General features: G+C 44.3%; 17 protein-coding genes and 1 pseudogene. 8 read left to right on the top strand and 10 right to left on the bottom strand.

Features of this window, described 5'->3' with window-relative positions:
* Window positions 1-5: 5 nt before the first annotated feature.
* From AC6RV6_RS17815 to AC6RV6_RS17795, 5 genes and pseudogenes are all read right to left on the bottom strand, one after another.
* On the bottom strand, window positions 6-503 hold the full coding sequence (locus tag AC6RV6_RS17815; RefSeq protein ID WP_500242217.1) for an SLOG cluster 4 domain-containing protein: 498 nt from the start codon (window positions 501-503) through the stop codon (window positions 6-8).
* Window positions 496-1,173: a lipopolysaccharide biosynthesis protein gene (locus AC6RV6_RS17810; RefSeq protein WP_500242228.1), complete on the bottom strand. Its 678-nt coding sequence runs from the start codon at window positions 1,171-1,173 to the stop codon at window positions 496-498. Before AC6RV6_RS17810 ends, AC6RV6_RS17815 begins: the two co-directional genes overlap by 8 nt.
* 184 nt (window positions 1,174-1,357) lie before the next feature.
* Window positions 1,358-2,245 (bottom strand): annotated as a pseudogene (locus AC6RV6_RS17805) (RNA-guided endonuclease InsQ/TnpB family protein); the annotation flags it as partial.
* Between the two features lie 62 nt (window positions 2,246-2,307).
* Window positions 2,308-3,033, bottom strand: coding sequence for a lipopolysaccharide biosynthesis protein (locus tag AC6RV6_RS17800; RefSeq protein ID WP_500242216.1), 726 nt, complete (start codon window positions 3,031-3,033; stop codon window positions 2,308-2,310).
* 66 nt (window positions 3,034-3,099) lie between these two features.
* Window positions 3,100-3,978, bottom strand: coding sequence for a 4-hydroxybenzoate solanesyltransferase (locus tag AC6RV6_RS17795; protein ID WP_500242215.1), 879 nt, complete (start codon window positions 3,976-3,978; stop codon window positions 3,100-3,102).
* Window positions 3,979-4,126: 148 nt separating this feature from the next.
* Between AC6RV6_RS17795 and AC6RV6_RS17790 the strand changes: the two genes are divergently transcribed.
* Window positions 4,127-5,734: a Ppx/GppA phosphatase family protein gene (locus AC6RV6_RS17790; RefSeq protein WP_500242227.1), complete on the top strand. Its 1,608-nt coding sequence runs from the start codon at window positions 4,127-4,129 to the stop codon at window positions 5,732-5,734.
* 565 nt (window positions 5,735-6,299) lie between these two features.
* Window positions 6,300-7,622: a nucleotide sugar dehydrogenase gene (locus tag AC6RV6_RS17785; RefSeq protein WP_500242214.1), complete on the top strand. Its 1,323-nt coding sequence runs from the start codon at window positions 6,300-6,302 to the stop codon at window positions 7,620-7,622.
* 111 nt (window positions 7,623-7,733) lie between these two features.
* Here AC6RV6_RS17785 and AC6RV6_RS17780 read toward each other — a convergent pair whose 3' ends face one another.
* The 3 genes from AC6RV6_RS17780 to AC6RV6_RS17770 form a co-directional block, all read right to left on the bottom strand.
* The gene (locus AC6RV6_RS17780; RefSeq protein WP_500242213.1) at window positions 7,734-8,105 is read right to left on the bottom strand and encodes a phage holin family protein; all 372 of its coding nucleotides are present in this window, start codon (window positions 8,103-8,105) and stop codon (window positions 7,734-7,736) included.
* A gap of 141 nt (window positions 8,106-8,246) precedes the next feature.
* Window positions 8,247-8,801 (bottom strand): hypothetical protein, encoded by a 555-nt coding sequence (locus AC6RV6_RS17775; protein ID WP_500242212.1) that lies wholly within the window; start codon window positions 8,799-8,801, stop codon window positions 8,247-8,249.
* A 99-nt stretch (window positions 8,802-8,900) separates the two neighbouring features.
* On the bottom strand, window positions 8,901-9,038 hold the full coding sequence (locus AC6RV6_RS17770) for a hypothetical protein (RefSeq protein ID WP_500242211.1): 138 nt from the start codon (window positions 9,036-9,038) through the stop codon (window positions 8,901-8,903).
* A 37-nt stretch (window positions 9,039-9,075) separates the two neighbouring features.
* Here AC6RV6_RS17770 and AC6RV6_RS17765 point away from each other — a divergent pair, with 37 nt between their 5' ends.
* Both AC6RV6_RS17765 and AC6RV6_RS17760 read left to right on the top strand, forming a co-directional pair.
* Complete coding sequence (locus AC6RV6_RS17765; protein ID WP_500242210.1) at window positions 9,076-11,130, top strand: sensor histidine kinase; 2,055 nt, start codon at window positions 9,076-9,078, stop codon at window positions 11,128-11,130.
* Between the two features lie 12 nt (window positions 11,131-11,142).
* Window positions 11,143-12,252: a tRNA (guanine-N1)-methyltransferase gene (locus AC6RV6_RS17760; protein WP_500242209.1), complete on the top strand. Its 1,110-nt coding sequence runs from the start codon at window positions 11,143-11,145 to the stop codon at window positions 12,250-12,252.
* A 28-nt stretch (window positions 12,253-12,280) separates the two neighbouring features.
* Here the strand turns inward: AC6RV6_RS17760 and bchM are convergent, their stop codons facing one another.
* The gene (gene bchM, locus AC6RV6_RS17755; protein ID WP_500242208.1) at window positions 12,281-12,976 is read right to left on the bottom strand and encodes a magnesium protoporphyrin IX methyltransferase; all 696 of its coding nucleotides are present in this window, start codon (window positions 12,974-12,976) and stop codon (window positions 12,281-12,283) included.
* A gap of 133 nt (window positions 12,977-13,109) precedes the next feature.
* Here bchM and AC6RV6_RS17750 point away from each other — a divergent pair, with 133 nt between their 5' ends.
* Window positions 13,110-13,976, top strand: a complete 867-nt coding sequence (locus AC6RV6_RS17750) for a sulfotransferase family protein (protein ID WP_500242207.1) — start codon at window positions 13,110-13,112, stop codon at window positions 13,974-13,976.
* Window positions 13,977-13,990: 14 nt separating this feature from the next.
* Here the strand turns inward: AC6RV6_RS17750 and AC6RV6_RS17745 are convergent, their stop codons facing one another.
* Window positions 13,991-14,794, bottom strand: a complete 804-nt coding sequence (locus AC6RV6_RS17745; RefSeq protein WP_500242206.1) for a class I SAM-dependent methyltransferase — start codon at window positions 14,792-14,794, stop codon at window positions 13,991-13,993.
* A 140-nt stretch (window positions 14,795-14,934) separates the two neighbouring features.
* On the opposite strand from AC6RV6_RS17745, the gene AC6RV6_RS17740 reads away from it, so the two are divergent.
* From AC6RV6_RS17740 to AC6RV6_RS17730, 3 genes are all read left to right on the top strand, one after another.
* Window positions 14,935-16,158, top strand: coding sequence for a glycosyltransferase family 4 protein (locus AC6RV6_RS17740; protein ID WP_500242205.1), 1,224 nt, complete (start codon window positions 14,935-14,937; stop codon window positions 16,156-16,158).
* Window positions 16,159-16,209: 51 nt separating this feature from the next.
* Window positions 16,210-20,271, top strand: a complete 4,062-nt coding sequence (locus tag AC6RV6_RS17735) for a PAS domain-containing sensor histidine kinase (protein ID WP_500242204.1) — start codon at window positions 16,210-16,212, stop codon at window positions 20,269-20,271.
* Between the two features lie 162 nt (window positions 20,272-20,433).
* Complete coding sequence (locus tag AC6RV6_RS17730; RefSeq protein WP_500242203.1) at window positions 20,434-21,789, top strand: hypothetical protein; 1,356 nt, start codon at window positions 20,434-20,436, stop codon at window positions 21,787-21,789.
* Window positions 21,790-21,975: the final 186 nt, after the last annotated feature.

The following is a 21,975-nucleotide window of genomic DNA, read 5'->3' as shown; positions in this document are numbered from 1 at the left end:
TTGCCTCATTTAAAATTTGAGAGGGCAATTCCTACTTTTAAGATTGCCTCTTCAGGAGAGAAGGATTGGAAAAGGCGATCGCCAGCTAAATCTGTAAAAAAATCCCGACTTTTTGGATTCTCGCTCAATAAAATCGTTGGTTTCCGACTTTTCAGAGCAAGGGCGATTTCCGAAACTGTTCCCAACCCCATCCCACACGCAATAATGGCGTGGCTGGAGAGGATATTAATATTATTGCGAGCATTGCCCATATCTGTCACGATCGCGATATCTATAGCTTCACACAAACCTTGGCGATCGCATCCGGGTAAAATCCCGATCGTTAAACCATCGGCAGATTTTGCGCCCAAACTGGCGGCTTGCATTACCCCTTGATTTCGCCCTCCTGTTAATAATACCCAGTCTTCTCGGGCAATTCGCCATCCCAATTCATAAGCGCGATCGCAATCTGTTGGTGTAGCAGTTTCCCCAGGACCCATGACCCCAATAATAACTTTACTCATGTCCTTGATTAAGCGCGGCAACAATCGTGACTTTAATTCCCAGATTTCGAGCGGTAATTGCCCCCAGCCATCCATTCCAAACGAAAGTTGAAAAAGTTGTCGCCCATGCCGCCCCTAAAGTTCCCCAGTAGGGAATCATAAGGGCATTTAAGCCAATATTCAAGCAGAGGGTTCCGCCAAAAATAACGGCGGTCTTATTCTGCAATCCGGTCATGGCACTTAAAATATAGAGAGAGCCACAGGCGGCGTTGGCCAGCCTACCTAAAACTAACACTTTTAAATCGCCATTGGCGATCGCGAACTCTGCCCCAAACCATTGTAAAATCTGCGGTGCGAAGAGCCAAAAAATCAGAGCTAAACCCGCAGATGGCCAGAACATCCACAAAGTTACTCGCGTTACGGCGGCTTGCAATCCGGAAATATCCCCTTGGGTGTAGAGAGTGGCGAAGGTTGGTGCGGCGACAATACCAAGGGTTTGTACAATTAATGTCACCCACAATGCCGTTTTGACTGCCGCGCTGTAAATTCCTGCTTCTTTGACTCCGAGAATTGCCCCGATCGCGATGATATCGCTGCGATCTAGCACCATTAAAAAGGCACTTTGTAAGAGAAGAGGGAGGGAAATTTTTAGCCAATTTCGGTAGGCATAATTGACATCCTCTCCCGTCAGAATCTTTGATTTGACGGGAGATTCCCAACCTCGCGATTGGGAGTTCCTGTTTCACAGACTCTTGGCTAGGCAAAGTAACCTTTACCCCCGCTAGACCGTCTCCACAAGCATTTTGTCTTGGTGCGCGTTCCCTAGGCGAATTCGATTCGCCGGGGTCGCACCGCTCTTTAATGTCCAAGGTCAGCCCGACCTCAGACAAACCACGATTCCGAATAACTCGAGCCGCTGCCACATCTCTTGATGTGATATACCCGCATTCAGGACAAGAATGAACCCTAACCTCTAGAGTCTTTTTACCTGTATGCGCCCCGCATTCAGGACATTCCTGAGATGTCCCGTTTTTATCCACTTTGGCAAAATAAACATCTCGTTTCCAGCAAACCCAAGCCCAGATTGTTACAAATTGTCCAAACCCAGCATCGGCTGAATGTTTAGAAAGCATTCCCCTCTGCCAAGAAATAAAGTTGATATCTTCCACAAATATCATTCCCGCATTATCGCAAATCCGTTTCTTTTTCAACCTGCGTTGCAGTAATTTAATCTTGCATTGCAAGGTTCTGAGAAATCGAGGTCTTTTGACTTCTTCACCGTCACTGGTCGCAATAAATTTGTCAAATCCCAAATCTAATCCTCTTGGATGACCGTGAGGGAAAGGTTGTGGGACATTAACATCCAATTGTAGTGACAAGGTAATAAAATAACCCGATGCTTTTCTAACAATTCTTGCTTGTTTAACCTTAAATGCTTCGGGAATTTCCCTTGACTTCCTGAAATTGACCCATCCCAATTGAGGGAGTTTAATTTGATTCTCTTGCCAGCAGTCTTTTAACATTTGTGGATAGACGAACGAGCGCATCCGGTAATGATTCTTAAAGCGCGGAAACCCAAGTCCCTTTGACTTCATATCCATAAACGCTCTGTCTAACGTTCTTAAAACTTGTTGTAGAACTTGAGCATTAACGGATTTAAGAACGGGATTGATTTTCTTGGCTTTGGTTAATTGCTTAGCTTGGTGATTGTAATTAGGAAAAGGTGCATCAGCCGGAATGATGTATTCCTTTTCGAGGGAGCAGTAGACTCCCTACGGTCGGATTGTTTATTGGCGAAAAGACGAGCGACCCCGGTGAATCGAATTCACATAGGGAATGCGCTCGTCATCTCACCGCTAACCCTGTCGGGTCTAGCGGGAGTCCTCTTTTCGCATTTAGTGATAGGCAGTGTGGAAGCGATCGCTTCGCGGAATTTCTGTTGTAGCAGCCAGTTTTGACCCCAACAAATGAAGAAAGTCGTGACAAAAGTTGCCGCGATCGCGAAGGTGCTGCTGAGAGTTCCGGTTTGATACCATAACCAAGCACTTCCAACAACAATGCCGAGAGGGAGGAGAATTTGGGTCGGGAGATAGGCTAAAACGACACTATCCAATGCGCGTGCCGACTCAAATTGCAATTGGAGTAAGGCTTGTAGGGGAATGCACCAGAACCCGATGGCATGGGGTAAAGGAAGCGTTAAAAGGAGAATAGAGGCGATCGCCGCGATCGCGAAACCGACGCAAAAAATGAGCCAGCGACTTCCCCACCAAATTCCCTGCAAGCGTCCCCAATCTCCTTGTACGCGATACTCTGGAATCAGACGCAGAAGGGTGCGAGGTAGTCCTAAAGCCGTGGGCAGTGTCAATAATATCACCCAAGCCATAATGTATTCGTACTGCCCGTAATCGGCTTCTGTCATACCTCGGGCGAGGAAGATTTGCACGGCATAGAGGAGAATTGCCCCAGCAAACTTTAAGGTTAAGGCGATCGCAGCATCAACAGCCAAGCGATCGAACGGGATGGGTTGAGATTGAGAAACGTGAGGAGTCAATATCAGCCGAGATCGATAGAGAGGTTTCAGTATACACGCTGCGATCGCGATTTTGCGATCGCCGGCTCAAAAACTCACTATCATACCCAGCAGCAAAATAAACCCGAAAACGACATTTTGCCGAAAAATCAAACCATAAACGGGTTGGGGAAGATTCTCCCGAGTCAGTTGGAGATATTGCCACAGCCAACCGACGCTTGCCACCAACCAAGTCAGCCAAAATCCAGTGTGTAAATTGAGGAGGAGGGCAATATCCGCTAAAAGTGCTGCGGTACCGAGGAAGAATAAGCCGACAGCGAAAGGGGCAAAACGACCGAAAAATAAGGCGGAAGAGTTCACCCCAATTTTGGCATCATCTTTGCGATCGCTCATGGCATAAACCGTATCAAAACCTAGCGTCCACAAGACAACAGCCCCCCACAAAAATAACGCTGGGGTTTCTAAAGTTCCCGTTACCGCACTCCAACTAATGAGGACGGCAAAGCCCCAAGCCAAGGCGAGGACTAATTGAGGCACGGGAAAAACGCGCTTGGCGAGAGGATAGCCAATAATGACAGGAACGGCAGCCAAACAGAGTAAAAAGCTGAGAGAATTGAGGTACAGTGCTAATAGTGCCGCGCATCCTAACGCGACGATTCCGACAACGATTCCCGTTTTGACAGAAAGGGTGCGAGAGGCAAGGGGACGCTTTTGGGTTCTTTTCACTTGGGGATCGATATCGCGATCCCAGAGGTCATTAATGACGCATCCCGCCCCACTGGTGGCTAAACTGCCGAAAATAATAACCAAGACGAGAGGGATCGGCGGCAATCCCCGCGCCGCCAGAAACACAGCCCAGAGTGCGGGAATCATTAGAATGAGCCGTCCTGCGGGTTTGTCCCACCGCAGAAGGCGAAGAATAGTTTTCCAAGTCGGTTCGCTTGATAATTGAGAGGGGGTTGTCATTCGTGTTTAGATAGCTAAATAGGTCTTTTTTAGCAATTTAACGCCATTTTCGGATCGACAGTATCAAGATCGGCACTATTTACTATTTACTATTTACTGTTTACTTTTCACTGAAATGACGAATGCAGTTGCGGCATTGCAAAATCAGATGGGATTGTTTCGGACAAACTCGTTAAACAAGATTATTTTGGGGGCGATCGATATCGGGACGAATTCGATCCACATGGTGATTGTGGAGATCGATCCTCAACTGGCGACATTTACGATCGTTGCTAAAGAGAAAGATACGGTACGTTTGGGGGAACGCGATCGCAATACAGGTAAATTAACGCCAGAAGCCATTGCTCGCGCCTTAGAAGCCTTGCAACGATGTCAGGCACTCGCGGTGAGTTTGGAGGCGCAACATCTTTTTGCTGTCGCCACCAGTGCCGTGCGAGAAGCGCCCAATGGGGGGGCATTCCTGAAGCAAATTTATGATGAATTGGGATTGCAGGTTAATTTGATTTCCGGACAAGAGGAGGCGCGACGCATTTACCTCGGGGTGCTGTCGGGGATGGAGTTTGACAAACATCCTCACATTATTATCGATATTGGCGGCGGTTCGACAGAGTTGATCCTCGCCGATCGCAAGGAAGAACGCTTTTTAAGTAGTACGAAGGTTGGGGCAGTTCGCTTAATGCGAGAATTTGTTTCTAGCGATCCCGTTGATGCAGCAGAATTGAACTATTTGCGAGCTTATGTGCGGGGCATGTTAGAGCGTCCGGTGGAACATATTCGCAATGGTTTGGCAGAAGGCGAACAAGCTAAAATGGTGGGCACATCCGGGACGATTCAAGCCTTAGCGATTGTGCTGGCGCGGGAAACGGAGGAGGGAGAGCCCAATCCTTTAACGGGATATCAAGTGAGCTTGTCTGCGCTGGAGGAGTTAACGGAGCGTCTGGCAAAAATGAGTTGCGAGGAACGCTTGCAAGTGAGCGGACTTTCGGAAAAACGCGCCGAAATCATCATTCCGGGGGCGATCGTGTTAGTCGAAGCGATGAAGATGTTAAAAATGGACGCGATCGCTTTATGCGAACGGGCTTTGCGGGAAGGGATTATTGTTGATTGGATGCTGAAACAAGGGTTAATTGGCAGTCCTTTTCGCTATCAAAATGAAGTCCGCGATCGCAATGTTCGCAAACTGGCTCATAAATATCAAGTGGATCTCGAATATAGCGAACGAACGGCAAATTTTGCCCTCAGTTTATTCGATCAATTGCAAGGAAAGTTACATTTTTGGAGCGAAACGGAACGGGAATTATTATGGGCGGCGGGAATGCTGCATAATAGCGGTGTTTATATTTCTCATGCGGCGCACCACAAGCATTCTTATTATCTCATTCGCAATGGGGAATTATTGGGATATACAGAAACAGAATTAGAAATTATTGCCAATCTCGCCCGCTATCATCGTAAAAGTAAGCCGAAAAAGAAACACGAAAATTATCAAAATTTAACGGATAAACGCGATCGCCAAATTGTTAACCAGTTAAGCGCGATTTTACGCTTGGCGATCGCGTTCGATCGCCGACAAATTGGAGCAGTCGCCAAGGTAGAATCGCAATATTATAGCGATCGCCAACGTTTGGAGTTATGTCTCATTCCTGCCTTTACTGAGGATGATTGCGAGTTGGAGTTATGGAGTTTGGATTATAAGAAAGTGGTTTTTGAGGAAGAATTCGGCGTTAAAGTTGTAGCATTTCTGCACGGTAATTAGAATGTCTGTCTTCCTCGCGATTACAGCAGAAAGTAATATAGAGAAATAATTCTCCCCTCTACAGGTGTTTTTACCGGCGATCGCACCACCCGATCGCCGCTCGCTTCATATTACCCATTGTTTTCCGGGTTTCCCTTTCACGAGAGAGTAAAGAGAAATAATATCAACTTGCGATCGCGATCGTTGGCGATTGGGGACAATCATTGAGTATATTAGAGAGCAAAGAGATCTGAGTCTCGCGGGAATCAGACAGAAAAGCAAAATCTAATTGCCGAAACTTCCACCAGTCATCACAACCCACGGCATTGAAACTTAGGGTACAATCGGAAAGCGATCGCAAATTGAATTCCCACTCGCATCTACACCGGGAATTTCAGGGGACTAGCGATCGCGTGCAAACGTTGAAAAAAATAAACGATTCTCGCGAATAACTGGTGACGAATAACTGGTGTACGGACGTTGCATGAAACGTCTCTACTGTTCATCGATCGTCGATCGTTGTTCATTGATAAGGGTGTATCTGGGTATTGTCCAATGGGAAATCACAAAAAGGAAAACCGGATTTATGAAAGTTATTGTTTGGGGATTGGATTATATCGGTATGACTGTCGCTGCGGGTTTAGCCGAATTCGGACACGATGTTATTGCGATCGATAAAACTCCCCCCAAAATTAAGGCACTCAACCATCAGAAAAGCCCGATTAAAGAACCCGGATTAGATGAGATGGTCAAAAAAACCGTAGAATCTGGGCATTTATGGGGCAGAGTAGAAGGAAAAGACGATGTGAAAGATGCTGATATTTCTTTAATCTGCGCGGAAACTCCCATTAATCAAAAAGGGCAACCCATCCTAAAATATGTTGAAGGGATGGCCGCAGAAATTTCCCGAGGTTTGCGAGAATCGGAAAATTATCATCTTGTTGTCTTACAAAGTGCAGTATTACCCGGTATTACCCGCAATACCCTCATTCCTTTGTTAGAAAAATACTCACAAAAGAAATTCGGGCGAGATTTTGGCGTTGCGGTCAATCCTCAATTTTTACGAGAAACTACCGCGATCGCAGACTTTTTTGCCCCTCCTTACATCGTAATTGGTTCAGAAGATAGACGATCGGGCAATATCCTCGAACGATTGTATCGCGATATCCCCGCCAAAATTTACCGCACGGATATTGAAACCGCAGAAGCCTTAAAAATGTCCGCGAATGCCTTTAACACGCTCAAAATTAGTCTTGCTAATGAGATCGGACGCTTCTGCGATCGCTTAAATATTAATGCAAATGAAGTCATGGATCTTCTTTGGGAGAATAAGCAACTTTCGACCCCATTACACCCCAGTTTTGCCTTTGGTGGTTCTCATCAAGGGAAGAATTTGCGATCGCTAGTTTCTCAAAGCGAACAACTGGAGTTAAATTTACCCCTATTAAATTCTATTTTACCGAGCAATCAGGCACAAATTACCGATATAGTTACCAAAGTGCGCCAATTGGGCGTTAAAAAAGTGACGGTTTTGGGGTTAACCAATCAACCTAAAATGCAGGACTTACGAGAAACTCCTGTCATTCCTCTCTTGCAACAATTATGGCAAGAAAATTTAGAATTGAAAGTATTCGATCCCGATATTCGTCTCAATACCCTAATTGGGAATAACCGCGATTATATCACCCGTAACTTTCCTCAATTGGGAAAAATTTATGCGCGATCGCTAGATGAAGCAATTTTTGCAAGCGAGTTAGTCATCATTATTCAAAACCGTCCTATTTTTCAAGCCACGATTAAAGCACTGTCCAATACCATCAAAGTTCTCGATTTAACTTCGCAAAAATTCCCTAAAAATCAACGAAAAATCCATCAACTTCACGATCCTCACTCTACAGATGTTGCTTAGTATTAATTTGCAATTAAGATGCTCGCCTTTTTTTGCTAATTCATTAATTCTTGCACGATCGCAAAACAAGGAGAGCAAGCAATGCGATCGCGAGATTAAATTACCTCAAGTCTAACTCAAATTGGGAAAAACTTGGAATAAGATCGAATTAAGAATTGAATTGATAATTCCCAAAGCGATCGCGCCCAATAAAGCACTCCATATTCCCCAATTCAAACGAAATCCTTCTACCAATTTAGCCGCAATTCCAAAAATAATAGCATTTAAAATCAGTGTAAAAAGACCAAGAGTAAGAACCGTAACGGGAAAAGTTAGAACAAATAAAATTGGTTTAACAAACCCATTGAGAAGTCCAAAAACAATCCCCGACCAAATTGCTTTTTCCGTACTGTCTACTTCAATTCCCAGAGGTAAGCGGGAAATAATCAGCAAACTCACCGCCGTCACTAAAGCTGTAACAAAAAAGCTAATCAGTGCATTCATAATTTCTTTTTCCCTGAATTCACGACCTGTAACGATTGCGATTCTAGCTCGTTTTTCTGGCGATCGGTAAAAAAGGACGTTAAATTTAACATCCTTTTTTGTAAAGTTTTCTAACTGATTTAATTTCTTATTCTATTGTCATTAATTTTGGCGAAATTCAATAATATTACCAAACGGATCGACACGACAGAACCCCGACTGTCCCGACGAACTATTCCAATTGACGATCGCATTTCCTCCCGCATCGACAGAAGAAGATTCAACATTAACATTCCCAGCTTGTGTCCCCGCCAATCTTGCAGCAACTTCACTTTGACAGCTATTTAACAGTCCTGTTGAAGTGGAGGGTTGAGATGATGGTGAAGGCTGTGGAGAAGGGCGAGAAGCCGGAGAAGGACGAGAGGAAGGAGGTGGGGAGGTCGTCCGTCTCGGTGCTGCATTGGGGGCGTTGCGAGGGGTGCATTTCCCGCGCCAACTGCTGAGAACCCCTGATGAGTCCTCCTGTACGTCATTCCCCAAATAACCCCACGCCGTTGCGCGGTTCATCCCTCGGCGTTCTCGCCGCCCGCGATTGGTTTCCGTGACGCAATCGTATAAAATATCACTCTGGGCAAAACTGGGTAAAGGGGGAATAGCGCCCGCGATGAGGGTTGCTGTGGTTAAAGTCAAGACGAGGGTTTTCATGCGATCGCTCACGATTTTTGCTCCTTCCCAAACAAAATATTTTCCTCTTTCAAGACGTTCCTACTAGGGCGATCTGTTCCCCATTTTATCAATTTGCGATCGCTAAACCCCTTAACCTATCCTCTTTTTTCTGGCGATCGCTTCTTTTTCTTTCCCGATTGCGACCCAAAATTCTGTAAAATACCATACATCTATCAGGGGTTTCTCTCCGAAGTATTCGTGCAGTGCTTTGGGTATTAAGACACTCATTTTTGTGTATCTCAAAATACACAAAAAAATTAATCGCATGATTTTTTCCCGCTATAACTTCATTATCCGACTTACTATCGTTATTTTTACGATTGTTGTCTCTATTGTATTTTACTGGCAACTTCAGGCTCAGTACTCTTATGAAATTAACTTGATTCGAGAACGAATTCAAGAAGCAGCAATTCAAGTCAATGAATCTATTAAAACGACAACCGATTATGTCGAACAGATGCAGGTACGGGCAAATTCTTTTTATGAAATCGGTCAAATTGGCATTGCAGAGTCCCTCCTATTTGACAACTTAAAAGAAAACACAGAGCAAGATAATATTGCCTACAATTTAGATACGATTCCTCCTCCTTATACCGATCGCTTAATTGGCAACTTAACAGGGTTGGGAACTTTGCGCGATCGAGACACTGATTTTTATCGAGAGATCGAAATGGCTTTTGCCCTCAATCCTCTCTTTCAAACTGCCTTAAAAGTCATTCCCAATGATGTTCACGCTTACTATCTTTCCCAAGAGAAATTTATTAACCGATTTCCTTGGGTTAACTCACAAACTTTTCATTTTCAAAATGCTTTATTGAAGTCGGAATTATTCGAGCGATCGCTGCCCGAAAATAATCGCGATCGCGAACAATTTTGGACGACCGCTTATCTCGATCCAGACAATAAAAATCTCAGCGTAACTTGTGCGGCCCCTGTTTATGAAGAAAATGAATTTCGCGGCACAATTGCTCTCGATGTCACCTTAAATGAATTGAGTAAAATTTTAGAAAAATCAAAATTCAAACAAGGGCAATTATTTTTGATTAATAATGGCGGTCAAGTCTTAGCTTCTCCAGAGAGAATAACCTCAAGAATACCTGCAATTCAATCCATTTGGAATCTCATTCCTCCTAACCTCAGAGAAAAAATTTATCAATTTCTACAAGGAGAAGATTTAAACTCTCAAGAGTTCGGTCAATATTTATTTTTGCATTCTAATTTGCATCAGGCTCCTTGGTCATTAGTCTTTTTTGCTCAAAAAATTGATATTCTCATTCCTATTTTAATGCAATTGGGTTTGGGTTGGGGTCTTCTCTTGATTGGACTAACCTTAATGCTGGCGATCGCCAATCAAATTATTGCTGGAGAATTTATTATTCCAGCCAGCCAACTCGTCCAACATATTGAACTATCCAGTCAAAAGAAACAGCCAGAAATCCCTAAAAATATTGCACGAGATTGGTTACCTTGGTTTGAAACAATCTCGCACATTTTTCAAGAAAACCAACAAATGACCATAGAGTTAGTTCAACAAGAAAAAATGTCGAGTTTGGGGCAACTCGTTGCGGGAATTGCTCACGAAATCAATAATCCTGTTAATTTTATTTACGGTAATTTGAACTATGTCAACAATTATTCTAAAGATTTACTAGAATGTATCGCTCTTTATCAAGAAGAATATCCCAATCCTACTGCTAAAATTAAAGAACAGCAGTACGAAATCGATCTAGAATTTTTAGAAAACGATTTACCAAAATTGCTCGACTCAATGGAAGTTGGCGCGAATCGCATTCGCGAAATTGTCGTTTCTTTGCGGAATTTTTCCCGCCTCGATGAATCCGACAAAAAACACGTGAATATTCATCAAGGAATTGAAAGCACCTTAACTGTTCTTGAAAATCGTTTTTCTCTCTCAGAGCCTCGAGAAGCGATTGAAATTCGGCGCAATTATGAAGAGATCCCGTTAGTTGAATGTTATGCCGGACAACTCAATCAAGTCTTTTTAAATATTATTGGTAATGCGATCGATGCTCTGCAAGAAGCAGAAAAAGAGTTAAAATACATTGAAATTGAAACCGGCGTACAAAATGAACGCTGGGTATATATTAAAATCACCGATAATGGCATCGGTATCAATGAAGAAATCCAGCATCATATTTTCGATCCTTTCTTTACCACAAAACCCGTCGGGAAAGGAACGGGATTGGGATTATCGACCAGTTATAAAATTGTTGTCGATCGCCATCAAGGAAAATTAAAGTGTAATTCTGTTATTGGTCAAGGGACAGAGTTTATTATTGAAATTCCTATTATTAATTAATGGTTAGTCGTGATGAAAGAAGAAGGGAAAGCAAGATTTACAATTGGTGCAGCATTTTTTCGGGAAGAAAGCCGAATTGTTCGAGATTTAGGGATTTTAGCAGCGGCCATTTATCGACAAGAAACAGGAGAATTGCGCGTATTAGAAGCAATGGCAGGGTGTGGAGTGCGGAGTTTGCGTTATTGGCTGGAAAGCGGGGCAAATTGGCTATTAACCAATGAAGGCAACCCCGATCGCATCTCTCTACTGGCAAGCAATTTACAAGCAGCGATCGCACAAAAACACTGTCAAATTACCTGTGAAAACGCCCATCGTCTCTTTTTTCGCTGTTTCGAGAAGAAAGATTATTACGATCTCGTCGATGTCGATTGTTTTGGTTCTGCGGCACCATATTTAAGCACTGCACTTTGGGCGGTTAAAATAGGCGGTTTAGTCTATATTACCAGCACTGACGGACGCACGGGAACGGGACATCTGCCGCAAAATAGTTTGGCTAATTATGGCGCTTATGCTCGTTCTCATCCTGCCGCCAAAGAGCAAGCCTTGCGCTTAATTATTGGGGCAATGCAGCAACAAGCTGCCAGTCAAGGCAGAGGAATTCAACCGATTTTTTCCTTCTATACTGGGGAAACTTATCGCGTGATGGTGCGCTTATTATCCCAACAAGAATTAACCCCAGAAAATTACGGTTTTTTGGGCTATTGTCAAACTTGTGGAGAATATCAAACTGTCTCTTGGCGAAAATTAGGGCGATGCCTTTGCGATCGCGATAATGCGCCTTTAACTTTAACCGGTGCGATGTGGTTGGGAGTGCTGCACGATCGCCTTTATCTCAAAAAAATGCAAAATTTAGCCCGAGAATGGTATTGGGACTCCTGCGATCGATTATTGGAAATTATGGCGAGAGAAGCAGATTTCCCACCTTATTTTTACACTTTAGGAGAGATCGGACGACGAGGAAAAATGGATATTCCCCCGCGATCGTATCTCATTACTGCCTTAAAAAATCGCGGCGATCGCGCCACGATTACCCATCTCGATCCCCAAGCCATTAAAACCGATGCGAGTTTAGCAACTTGTATTGAAGTCGCGCGATCGCTCGACAGAATTACCGAGATTTAACGAGCAAGATTGATGTTGTCTAAGTGAACTAATCTGTTTTGCGAACTGCCTCAACTAAATAGGAGAAATAAAAGCGAGTTCCGATCATCTCCTTGCGCTTCATTTCAAAACCTTTCTGTTCTAAAATATCCATCACATCAAATTTATGGTGCATATAAGCGCGAGTCGTTTTACTGGGACCGGGAAACAGTTCGCCAACTTTTTTCAAGAGCATCAAACACACTGTAAAAGGGGCAAAACTTAAAATAATTCGCGACTCAGCTAAACTCGCTAAATGTCCGAGCATCTGTTCGAGTTCTTTGGGAGGATAATGAATGAGAACATCCAAACAAATCACCGTATGATATTTTCCCGTAGCGGCTTCTAAATCTTGGGTTTCCAAAATCAGTTTACTCGGGTCTGAGAGAATTTTCTCCGCCCTTTCCTTGGCTTCCCCCACCATCTTTTCCGAGATATCGCTCGCATATACCGTGGCTCCGGCTTCCACCAAGGGAATACTGAGACTACCCACTCCGCATCCTGCATCAAATACCGACAAGTCTGCCAGATTACCATCTTCGTGCAACCAAGCGAGCACTTTATCGATGGTTTGCTGATGTCCGTTGCGAATATCCAATTGTACTTTGCTGATATCGTCGCCATCGCCATAAATTCTGCGCCAGCGATCGAAACCCTTGCTATTAAAGTAGTCTTTTACGATTGTTTTATCGTCTATGGCTTGCATTGCTTCCCTTCATCCCGATATTATTGTTACAAACCATTACTTTATCAGCTTTTGGGTTGTTTTTTGTCTAGGCGATCGCAGATAACTCCCTTATACTAAATTAAGATTCCTTCTGACCTATTGCTTAAACATAATGAGTAGATTTCCTGATTTTATTATTATTGGTGCAGGCAAATGCGGCACAACTTCTTTACACAACTATCTCAATCAACATCCCAAACTTTATCTTTGTCCCAAAAAAGAAACTTTCTTCTTTCTTGAAAAACGAGTTCGCAACCAGCATAAATCTTGGGGGGCAGTGACAACCGAAGCAGAATATCTCAATTTATTTACTGCTGCCCCCCAAGATAGCGTGATCGGCGAAATATCTACCAATTACTACGCTTATGCCAAATCCGCAGAATTGATTCACCAATCGATCCCCACTGTAAAAATTATTGCCATTTTAAGAAATCCTTGCGATCGCGCTTTTTCTGCCTATCAAATGTTTGTTCGCGACGGCCATGAAAAGAAATCTTTTACCGACTTAATTGGCGATCGCGAAGTTAAATATATTAAACGAGGATTTTATTATACTGAGCTACAGCCTTTTTATCAATTTTTCGCTCCTCATAATATTAAGATCCTGTTATATGACGATCTAGTTAAAGATCCCTCTAGTTTTCTCCAAGATTTATTTGCTTTTGTCGGTGTCGATCCTAATTTTGTTCCTGATATGAGCCAAAAAGGAAGATTAGGAGGATTGCCCAAAAATCAAACGATTAATCGCTTGCTTACCAAATCCAATCCTTTGCGATCGGTTGCTGGCTCAATATTGAGGACTTTTTTGCCTTTAGAAACCAGACAAAAAATACGCTCATCCCTCGTCAAGAAAAATATTGCTCAAGTTAAACTTGATTCAGAAAGTCGCCAAAAACTCATCGAACTCTATCGCGATGATATTATAAATCTACAAAAGTTAATCGATCGCGATTTATCAGCTTGGCTCATCCCAAAATAAGATAGAACTGGTTATTAAGCCGGCCGAGTCATTAAAACTGCCATGCCTTTGTGCAGTTTGCGTTGTAGAGAGAAAGGCAATGATTCGGTCAAAGATTCAAAGATATCAACCATCGATTTAGGGAGAATTCTGAGCAAGAATTCTAATTTAATATGTCCGTTGGTCAAAGAATTAGTAAACAAGCAAAATTCAACAATTTTCAAGCCGGCTTGTTCGACAAGAGGCGGAATTTCATCGGTATGAAGCAAGAAAATATGGCCGTCTGAATTGGGATTAAACTGCAATTCTTCATATTGAGAAGGATCGGGACAATCGGAAAATTTAGGTAGATTGTGACGAATATATTCTCCATTGGGAGTGGTCATAATAATATAGCCCCCCGGTTTTACCAATTGGGAAATTTTCTGGAGAAATTCATCGGGATGAGCAACATGTTCGATAATTTCAGTAATTACGATCGCATCAAAACAAGAATCAAACCCTAATTCAAATAAGTTTCCCGGGGCATAATGAACAATCCCTTTTTCGTGTTTGAGCTTGACATAATCAATGAGATCTGCACGCAGATCGTTCCATGTCACCTCATAGCCTAACTCCGCTAACCACAGTGTATAATTCCCTTGAGAGGCGGCAACATCAAGAATTTTTGCGGGAGGAGAAACAACTTTTTGAATTAAATCGATGACGATTTTGCGACGATTGTTGTAAGCGTAGGTATGACCGAGAACCCGACGATCTCCATAAATTTCTAGTTGGTCGTAATAATGAACTTCTTGCCAACTTTTCGGAGCATCGGAAGGAATGGTGACTTTTTTCATAATGAAAGAGAAATAAAGAACGGAGAAATCCGGAATGAAGAACGGAGAATAGTTCGAAAAATCATCAATAGCGGTGCAAAACTTACCTATGCTAAAAACCTATGATAAAAAAGAGTTGACAGACATTTTCCGCTAAATTTATGAATATTTTAATGATTTCTTCCACCTTTCCCTATCCTCCCAGCCGCTCGGGAACGGAAGTTAGAACTTTTAATCTACTCAAAGCCTTACGGAGCAATCATTCTATTTTCCTAATCGCCCAACGATCGCCAGATGTGAGCGATCGCGACATTGAGGAACTGAAAAAATGGGTAGACGATCTCATTTTATTTCCCCTTGCTCCCGATGAAGCCCCGATCAAGGGGATTGCGGGAATTGGGGCAAAAGCAGGGCGCTTTCTCGAGTCCTTAATGAAAGGGATTCCTCCCAATGTTTTACACCGTTATTCCCCAGAAATACAAGCCCTCGTCGATCGCTACGTGACGGAAGGCAAATGCGATGCCATTACCTGCGAACATAGTGCCAATGCCGTTTATATTCGCCCGCAATATCGCGATCGCGTGCGAACTGTCGTCAACGTCCACAGTTCTGTTTATTGGGGAACGATTAACTATATCAAAATGGGAGCCTCGGAAAATCCCAGCCGCGATCGCCTCTATCTCCCCATCCTTTATCGATACGAGAAACACTACTGCGACACCTGCGATCGCGTTGTCGTCACGACAGATGACGATGCGCGACAACTCCAGCAACTCAGTCCCGATGCCAAAATTATTGCGATTCCCAATGGGGTCGATCTAGAATTGTTTCCCTGTCGTCATCGCGATCCCGGAGGACAGCATTTAATTTTTGTCGGTTCGATGGACTTAACCCATAATATCGATGCGGCTCGCTTCTTTGTCTTGCAAGTTTTACCGCAACTGCGAGAAAAATATCCCGAGGTGACTTACAGTATTATCGGCAATCGCCCCACACCGGAAGTTTTAGCCCTAGGAGAACATCCAGGAGTCATCGTTACGGGTAGAGTGCCTTCTATGGTAGATTCTCTCCATCAAGCGACAGCCTGCGTGGTTTCCCTGCAAACTGGATTTGGGATCAAAAATAAGACCATCGAAGCCATGGCCGCAGGCGTTCCCGTCATTGGCAGCGATCGCGGCTTAGAAGGCTTAGAAATTGAAGGCGAGAACATTCCTTTACGCGCTATCAGAGCCAATACCATTGAAGAATATATGCAAGCGATCGACCTTGTTTTTAGCGACCCCGACTTACGCCAAACCCTCTCTCAAAACGGCCGCCAACTGATCGAAGAAAATTATACTTGGGAAGGAGCCGGGAAAAAATACGAGGAAGCTCTAATCGGTTAACAGCAAACAGTTAGCAACCCATAGCCAATAATCTATAACCAATAACCAAAAATGCAAGACTTATTGCAAATTTTAATCGAGCAATCTCCCGTTGCACTTGCTTTATGCGATCGCGAGATGCGCTATCTTTTGGTGAGCCAATGTTGGTTGGACGATTACGGTTTCGATCGCAATATTATCGGGCAATCTTATTACGAAACTTTTCCCCATTACCCTTCCCATTGGCGCGAGATACACCAGAGATGTTTAGCAGGCGCAACCGAACGCAGTCGAGCCGAACCGCTACAATTACCTGATGGACGCACGGAATGGCTCGAATGGGAAATCAAACCGTGGTACGAAGATACAGGAGAAATTGGCGGCGCAATCTTGCATACTCGCATCGTCAGCGATCGCATCAAAGCCGAAGTCTCTTGGTCCGATATTTTCCATCGCTCTCCTTCCATGATTTGTTTAGCAGGATTTGATGGTTATTTCCACCACCTCAACCCTTCTTGGGAGAGAATCCTCGGTTGGAGAGAGGAAGAATTAAAAAGCAAACCTTTCCTCGAATTTATCCATCCGAGCGATCGTGAAGCAACCTTCAAAATTGCACGAGATCTGGCTGAAGGCAAAAAAATTGTCAGCTTTGAAAATCGCTATCGGTGTAAAGATGGAACTTATAGATGGTTGGCTTGGACTGCAACCGGACTATTAGATCAAGAAAGAATCTACGCCGCGGCCCGAGATGTCACCGATCGCAAGCACGCCATCGCTCAACTTCAACACCATCAGGATTTATTGCAACAAGTCCTCGATACCACCCCGAATTGGCTCTTTGTCAAAAATCGAGAAGGCGTTTACATTTTAGCCAATCGCGCTTTAGCCGAAGGATTGGGAACAACCTCAGAGGAAATTATCGGCAAAACCGATCGCGATTTCTTCATGGAAAACTCGCAACTCGAACGTTTTGAGCAAGAAAATAGAGAAGTTTTAACCACCCTACAAGAAAAAATTATCCCTGAAGATCGCGTCACCACAGCAAGTGGAAAAATCTTGTGGATGGAAACCATTAAGCGTCCCTTATTTTTGCCCGGAAACCCCGAACCTCACATTCTCATCTCAACTATTAATGTCACCCGACGCAAACAAATCGAACAAGCACTACGCCAAAGCGAGCGCCGCTATCAAGTCTTAGCAGAAACCTCCCCTGTGGGAATTTTTCATACCGATCCCGACGGACTGTGCATTTATGGCAACCAACAAGCCTGCATTCTAACGGGATTGACCTCGCAAGCTATCTTAGGAACGGGCTGGTTTAAAGCCATTTATGCCCGCGATCGCCGCCGAGTGCTGCGGGAATGGCGGCTGATGGAAGCCGACTCCTTCCGACACGATCGCCACCTCTTTCAATCAGAATTTCGTTTTGTCCGTCCCGATGGTTCGATCCGATGGGTCTATGCCCAAGCCTGCGCCATCAACGATCCTCACGATCGAGATTGCATTACCGGCTATGTCGGCACCTGCACCGATGTTACCGATCGCAAGCAGGTTGAAAATGCCCTGCGAACCTCAGAACAAGACCTTCGCACGATCTTTAATGGCGTTTATGATGCCATTTTCATTCACAACCTCGAGGGCAAGATTCTCGAAGTAAACGAGCGCGTACTGTCTTTGTTTGACGTGACCCACGAGGAAGCCACGAACTACGCGATCGCCGATTATACTGCCAGTCCAGCCGAACTCGAGAGACTGCCCGATATTTGGCATCGCGCTCGGGCAGGGGAAGAACTGCAATTTGAATGGAAGACCAAGCGTCCGAAGGATGGATTTGTTTTTGATGTAGAAATTCGTTTGCGGCGCATTATCCTCCATACTCAAACCGTTATCCTCGCCACCGTCCGGGATATTACCGAACGGAAAAAAGCAGAGAAGGAAATGCAAAAATTTGCGGCTCTCGTCCAAAATAGCTCGGATTTTATCGGCATGGCCACCTTAGACGGGAAACCGCTCTTTATCAATGCTGCCGGACTGGACTTGGTGGGACTTGAATCTCTTGAAGTTGCCCAAACTTACCCAGTAGTTGAATTTTTCCCGAGGGAAGATCGAGCCGTTTTCGAGCGAGAAATTTTGGTCGCGGCGCTGGAAACTGGATCTTGGCAAGGTGAATTCCGCTTCCTCAATTTTGCGACTGAACAGAGCTTTCCGGTAGATTTTAATTTTTTTACCATCCGCTCGACTCGTACTGGAGAACCCCTCGCCTTTGCCACTATTACCCGCGACTTGAGCGATCGCAAGCGAGTTTCTGCCGAACTCACCCGCTATAAACAAGCCGTAGACAGTGCCAGTGACGCGATCGCCGTTGCTGATGCCAGTGGCTCAGTTCTCTATATCAACCGCGCTTTTTGCCAACTTTACGGCTGTGAGACGGTTTCGCAACTGCGACGATGGGGCGGGCTTTCCAGTTTGTTTAGCGATCCGGCTGCCATTCAAGGTCTTTTTGCCACAGTGATGAGCGGGAGAACTTGGAGTCACGAAGTCGAACATCAATCTCTCAATGGAGAAATCTTGCAAGTCTTTTTGCGAGCCAGTGCCATTCTCGACGAACGCCAAGATATTGTCGGTTTAGTGGTTATTGTCACGGATATTAGCGATCGCAAGCAAGCTGAAATAGCGCTCCTCGAATCCAAACAACGCCTGCAAGCACAAGTCAAACGGGAAAAACTGCTCAATTCTCTTTCTAATCAAATTCGCAGTTCCCTCGAAACCCCCGAACAGGACATCATCGAACTGGCACTCCACGAAATCCGCCATTTTCTCAAAATCGATCGCGTTTATTTTGTTTTGCATTCAACCACAGAGGAAGACGATTACTGGGATATTGTGGCTGAATCCCGAGCAGAAGATATTGACAGTATTATCGGTCACTATTCCTTTTCTAGCATTGGCCCAGTGGCAGAGCGAATACTCAAGATGGAAATTATTCGTGAAGCCGATACCAGTCAAGTTCAGGATCGGCCTTTTCGTCAGCTTCTCGAACAACTCAATATCAAATCTGTCCTCACTATTCCCATTCGTGTTTCTGCGGACATGATTGCGGCGATTGGTTGCAACCAAGTTCGCGAGATTCGGCCTTGGCACGAACCGGAAGTCAGATTACTCATGGCGGCGAGCAATCAATTAGCCATTGCCATCAACCAGTCTCAATTATTTACTAAAGCCACAGAATCTGCCGCGATCGCTCGGGCTAAAGCCGAAGAACTCGAGGAAACTCTCCTAGAATTGCGTCGCACCCAAACCCAACTCATTCAAACGGAAAAAATGTCCAGTTTGGGGCAGTTAGTCGCAGGAGTTGCCCACGAAATTAACAATCCGGTGAATTTTATTTATGGCAATCTCAATCACGCAGATAATTACCTGCAAGATATTCTCGGCCTGCTCGAGCTTTATCAAACTCATTATCCTCAACCTGTCTCGGAAATTGCCGAGGAAATTTCCGAGATCGATCTCATGTTTTTGTTAGAAGATATGCCAAAATTGTTTACTTCGATGCAAACCGGAGCCGATCGCATTCGCGAAATTGTGATTTCTTTGCGAACCTTCTCTCGTATGGATGAAGCCGAGAAAAAAAGAGTCGATCTCCATGCAGGGATTGAAAGCACTTTAACCATTTTGCAAAATCGCTTAAAAGCCAAAAGCGAACGACCTGCCATTGAAATTCAACGCGAGTATGGCGATTTACCGAAAATTGAATGTTACGCCGGACAGTTGAATCAAGTGTTCATGAATATTCTCAGCAATGCTATTGATGCCTTAGATGAGCGCGATCGCGATCGCACTTATGAAGAAGTCAAAAAACAACCCAGTCTCATTCGCATTCGCACCCAGATCGCTCGCGATCGCGATCTCCAAATTAGTATTATCGATAACGGTTCGGGCATTCCAGAAGACATTCAATCGCGTTTATTCGATCCTTTTTTCACCACCAAAGAAATCGGCAAGGGAACCGGGTTAGGACTCTCCATTAGCTATCAGATCGTAACGGAAAAACACGGCGGCACTTTAGAATGTATTTCAACTCTCGGAGAGGGAACGGAATTTCTCATTACTATTCCCCTTTTCAATGAACAATGAAAAATTATCCATGAAAAATCATGAAGCAAATGGCACAATTTTCAATGACTAAAATCATAAGGTTTCAAGCCTCCTGCTTTAGCGGTCGGTCATTGTTCAATAAACATTGACAGATTGATAATTATTCATTGATAATTGATTATTGTTTATTGATAATTGATTATGGATTGCCCGGTTTGCCAAAGTAAATATGTAAAAGGAAAGGTTCAACGCTGTCATGTTTGTGGTTGGGAGCTTTCCCCTTCTTGTTTGTCGATGGTTGGACCCTTAAGGGTGGAACATCAAATCTCGATGTCCTCCTTGGAGAAAATCCAAGCTTGGGCGCATTATATGTGGAGTACCCAACAGGCTCAAAAAGAAGAAGTCGCGAAGTTACAAAGACAGTTGACAAACGCGCAACGGGAAGGAGAAAGCACTCGCGTTCAATTGGAACAATTTCGATCGCAGCAACGACTTGCCCCTCATTCTCCCTCGATTCCCCCTCCCGAACCCAATATTTCACCCAATATTTCACCATCAGCAACTCTGCCCCTCGATCGCATTCCCCCAGAAGGACGAGAGGTTTGGGAATGGCTTCTGCAACGTTTCACTCAAGCTGAAAAGGAGCGATCGCAATTACAAGAACAACTGGCTCAATTACAGGATAGCGATTATCCCAGCCCGAGGGCGATTCCTCGGGAAATCGAGTCAGAAAGCCCGATAGTGCCGGAACAATCCCCTTCTATCTTGCCTTCAGAACAGATGCGAGATCTCGAACTTCTACGGTTAGAACTGCAATCTCGGGCATCCTTGCAACTGTCTCAATTTCAAGCAGTAGAGCGACTAAAAGAACAATTTCAGCAACAAATTGAAAGGGTAACGGTACAAATCCAAGAGGTTTCCGAGGAACGCGATCGCCTGCATTCTCAACTCACCGAGCAACAGGCACAACTCAAACGCGAGCAACAAGAATGGCAAGGGGTACAATTCGCCTTAACCGAACGCTGCGATCGCCTCGAATCTCAACTCTCCCAGCAACAAACCCAAATTCAACAACTGAAAACCGAGCATTGCGATCGCCTCGAATCTCAACTCAGCCAACAACAAGCTCAAATCCAACAGCTTCAGGAAGAAAATGCGGGATTGCAAACTGCCATCGCCGAACGCGATCGCATTCTAGACAAGCAAGAACGAGAACAAAGAGAACGCATTGAAAGCATACATCGAGAACAGAAGGAATGCGATCGCCAGCAATCCTCTCTGAACGAGCAATTACGACAACTCCGTAAAAGTTGGCAATCCCATTTAACCCAACAGCAAACAACTTTACAACAGAGACAAAAAGGGGCAGAGGACCGTCAATCCGAATTAGCCACCCGACAAACCCACCTACATGACCAAATCACGAGGATATTAGTCCGTTGCGATGCCATCGAGTCAAGTTTAGGGAACTTACAGCCTTCCTTGCGAGGAGTGCCTCATACGGCTTCCAGTAGTGCTAAACGAGCCAGCCCTCCCGTTTACACGAAATACAAATAGAAATGCGATCGCTCATGGCGACTTTGCCTGTGACAAACATCACAGGTGTTTTTGTGTCAAGTCACCGTTACAAAACTTTGTATTTTGTTATATTTATTTACAGAAAGCAACACAGAGGGATTCAAATGTACACCACCACCAACGAAAACGGCATTCTCAACAACTACTCCAACGAACCGGAAATGT

This window comes from Spirulina sp. LEGE 11439 (assembly GCF_059821285.1).
Note: the sequence above shows the minus strand (reverse complement) of the source record. Positions and strands in the feature narration are given on the sequence as shown.